Origin of the sequence: Methanospirillum sp. (genome assembly GCF_035560735.1) — an archaeon.
Lineage (GTDB): Archaea > Halobacteriota > Methanomicrobia > Methanomicrobiales > Methanospirillaceae > Methanospirillum.
Genome location: NZ_DATMYY010000281.1, coordinates 1 through 3,687, shown reverse-complemented (window position 1 = coordinate 3,687; position 3,687 = coordinate 1). Strand labels below are relative to the sequence as shown.

1 protein-coding gene is annotated in these 3,687 nt (G+C 43.6%); it reads right to left on the bottom strand.

Features of this window, described 5'->3' with window-relative positions; all coding sequences use genetic code 11:
• Positions 1–399: 399 nt before the first annotated feature.
• Positions 400–3,600, bottom strand: coding sequence for a methyl-accepting chemotaxis protein (locus VN429_RS08010; protein ID WP_325631873.1), 3,201 nt, complete (start codon positions 3,598–3,600; stop codon positions 400–402).
• Positions 3,601–3,687 lie beyond the last annotated feature (87 nt).

Here is a 3,687-nt window from a genome sequence, read left to right as displayed (position 1 = left end):
CTTTTATATTGAATCCAAAACATTTTAGCCCATACTCAGATATATCAACAATGACCCTCTCCTTAATCAATAGGAGAGGAAATGGGATTTTTCTCACAAATGAACCTGTACACACTAAATCAGTTTTTTGACTCGGTAATATTGTCATATTCAAACTCCTAATGAACTAATTCAGGATTGTTCTAATCGGTATTGAGTGTATTGGTTAATACAAGAAATAGAATAGAAGGTCTTGTTTATCAAATTCCCGAACAAAAGTGGATGAACCAACATGAGGATTGTATCGGGCCGATTATTTTCAGGGAGAGATTTGAGTCAAAAAGGAAGTCTGGTTATGGGAGATCTTTCTTTGAAAGGATGTCGTTAACTATGAGTATCGAACATAATTCGAGAAAACCCTTATCCTTCTACCTTAAACGACGCAACTGCTCCTGATACCTGCTCGGTGATCTCTTTGACCGTATTGATCTTCATCATCACTTCTTCAAGTGCAACTGCGGTCTTTTCGGTCACCCCTGCACTGTCAACTGCTTTTTCAGCAGTTTTTCCGATGAGATGTGCTACTTCATCTGCATTCATGGTAATCTCCTGTACTGAAGCTGCCTGCTCTTCAGACATACTTGCAACCTGTTCCATATACGATGAGATCTCATCCACTGCTTCCGCAAGCCTGGAGAAGACACGTAATGTATCCTGAAGTGTTGCATTTCCTTCATTCACTGAGGTTTCAGCCTGACCAACGGCTTTTGCAGCAATTTCAGATTTCTTTTGAAGTGTTGAGATCAATTCGCTGATACTTTCAGCTGAACTTCGGGATTCAGTTGCAAGTGTTTTTACTTCACTTGCAACTACAGCAAACCCACGTCCGGCTTCTCCTGCACGGGCAGCTTCAATTGCGGCATTAAGTGCAAGTAGATTCGTCTGACTCGCAATGTCAGAGATCAACTTCACGATCTTACCTATCCTTCCCATCTCCTGCTGGATTTCAGCAATGACATCCTTGACTTCCAGGGCACTTGCTGTAATAACCTGCATTCCAGCCTCGGTATTCCTGGCTAGATCTGTTCCCTGTTTTGCAAGGTCATTGGAATTTCGGGTAAGAATAGAGATCTGTTCAGTCTTGGCAGAGACATCAGCAACCGTGACGGCAAAATCATCCATAGCCTGATGAAGACGCGATATCCCGTCACTTCCATCTTTTGCATTTTCAGACACCTGCTGAACATTCTTAACAAGCCTCGCTGCTGCTTCAGCGATATCATGAACATTTACACTGACTGAGTCTGAATTGACGGTGAGATTGTGCATCTCATTTCCGACCTTCAAGAGGGCATCGGTAACCTGAATGCCAATATTATCCAATGCATCCTTAAACTCGGCCCATTCCTCATCAAACGAGAGAGCGGGATTTACCCGGGCAGTAAAATTGCATGAAGCATATTCTCCTGCAACCCGCATTCCTTCGGTAATAGGTTCAACAATAGAGTCAAGAGTCGCATTAAATCCTTCAATAACCCGTTTGTATTCACCTTTATGGATGGTTGGGTCAGCTCTGACCTTCAGGTATCCCTCAACAGCAGATGATGCAAGATATGTTGTATCCTCAACAAGCATAGAGAGAGACATACGTGCAGTCTGCAAGGCCTTATTGATCTTTACAAAATACTCTCTGGCATCCTTTGTGTATTCGTCACCATCAAGAGTCTCAACCCTCAGATCAACTCTCCCTGTTGCGAGTCGTCTGATATCCTCTGCAACAAACTGAACTGATTGTTCTAGATAATCAGAGACTTTTTTCATTGCAGTAATATCGGTTAAAACTTCCATCATACCGACATTGGCACCTTCCGCATTGTGAACATAGGCACACTGAGCCTGGTAGTGTTTCCCCTGGTGCACAATCTGAAGAGTGCATGCACCATCCTTAAATTGGGAGAACGGGGATCCACCGTGATTCTCATCAGGAGATACCCAGGTCTTCCAGGGCCAGCCAATGGTTTTCGAACGCTCAAATCCAGTGATCTCTTCAGTCTTGCGATTCAAAAAAGTCCAATACATATCAAGATCAGTGACTGATACTGCAAGAGGAAGAGCATCGAGAATTGATTCATACCAGGCTGCCCTGTCAGCCATCTCCTCTCCAAGCCTGACCTGACTTGTCATATCAATATAGATGAGAATCAGTTTGCGAATCTTCTTGTTTACATCGGTTACAGGCAGGTAGGTATAGTCAAGGATTCGTTCATCTTCATTGAACTTGATAGTCAGGCGACCCTGCACCGGGACACTCGAAGTCAGAACATCATCAAACTGTTTTCCGTCCCTGGTTACAATGGAAAAATCCCGGAGATTCATCGTTTGTAATTCAGGTTCAGAAATACCAGACATCCGGGTAAAGGCGGGATTTGTTTTGATGATTTTTCCATCAGGATGTATAGTAAGTATAGAAACAGGACTCTCGTTAATCAGTGTTTCTGACTCATTAAGTTGATCAACAAGGGTTGTATGGTCAGCAAATAATTCAAATATCCGCGTTACTTCGCCACTTCGATTTAGAATGGGTATGTAGGTATAATCCAGATATTTGATTCCGGCTGGTAGATCCAGAACAACCTTGCCTGAAACCGGTTTTTTTGTTCGTATTGCATCAGAGATTGATTCACCACTGCGTTCCAGTGTTCCTGTCGATTGAAGAGAGAGTGAGAGGGCCTCCTGGCGAGAGTAACCTGTAACCTGCTCAAAAGCAGGATTTACATCAGTGATCCTGAGATCTGGATCAAAGGTCACAATGCCATATGGGCCCTCCCGTATCAGCGTTCTGACCTCTTCGTACTGATCAACCTGCTCTGTGAGATCCATGTATGAGAAGATGATCTGCGATATTGAGTTGGATTCATCCAGGACAGGAACACCTGTCCGTTTAATCACCCGCAGCCCGGATGGAAACCTGATCACTTCAGATGCAGAACTCTCTATTCTCTGATCACTGATGACTGATACCGGATCACCGGTCCGATCTATTACTTCAAAGTCGGTTATTTTCTTCCTGGTAAGTTCATCCCAGGAATACCCGGTCAGAGAAAGGGCGGCATCATTTCCAACCTTTATTCCAAATTCAGGGTCCGTGATGATGATTGGAACTGGAGAAACTTTGATGAGATTTTTTATCGCATCTGATCGTTTTTTCACCTTATCTACAAGAGAGCGTTCATGACTCAGATCAATAACAGTCGCCATCAGACTTGGGTTGCCATTGTAATCAATCGGGTTTAAAGTAACCCGGGCAGGAAACTCCTCTCCATTGATTCGTTGATGGACCCAGTCAAAGGTCACGATTTCACCTCCTAATGCCTTTTTTATGTGACCCATCGCTGAATCATCAGACCGCAATCCATCAGGTTGTGTCAGAGGAGAGAGTATTGAAGGGGGATGACCGATGATATCCTCTTTGGATACTGCACAGAACATCTGAACTGTCATCACATTGCAATCGATGAACAGACCATCAGGTCCGAGGATCTGGATCGCAACAGGTGTTGACTCAATTATTGATCTAAATGTTCTGGCGTGGTCACCTGTATATTCTATTTTTTCTGACATTTCTCCCTCCGGTCTGTTACCAGGATTATCTGGCTGATCAACGTGGTGACTTGTTTGAGAGAAGTTGGTATATAGATAATGATGGAG

Bases quoted from the DNA above. Each gene is read 5' to 3' on its own strand.
- VN429_RS08010 (WP_325631873.1), bottom strand. From the start codon at position 3,600: ATGTCAGAAAAAATAGAATATACAGGTGACCACGCCAGAACATTTAGA.